This window comes from Pseudomonas sp. SIMBA_067 (assembly GCF_046534675.1).
Lineage (GTDB): Bacteria > Pseudomonadota > Gammaproteobacteria > Pseudomonadales > Pseudomonadaceae > Aquipseudomonas > Aquipseudomonas putida.
Genome location: NZ_JAWRYH010001355.1, coordinates 1 through 236 on the forward strand (window position 1 = coordinate 1; position 236 = coordinate 236).

Annotated in this window: 1 pseudogene; it reads right to left on the minus strand. The window is 58.5% G+C overall.

What is annotated here, in order from left to right:
* Nucleotides 1-236: pseudogene (locus SB765_RS33760) on the minus strand (gamma-glutamylcyclotransferase); the annotation flags it as partial.

Sequence of the window (236 nt, forward strand, 5' to 3'; positions counted from 1 at the left end):
TCCTTGGTACAGCGCTTGAGCCGCGCCTCCAGATTCTTATCTGGCATGGCGTGGCTACGCACGGCGTTCACGGTCTGCTCGACATAATCGCGAGTAGTGCCGTAACGCCCGCAAGCGCTTTGCAGCACATGATTGAGCACGATATCCGGCAAGTTTCCGGCATAGCTGGGCAAATGCCGCTCCAACACAAACCCCAGCGCCTGCACCTGATTGCCATCTTCCAGGCGGCAACTGAG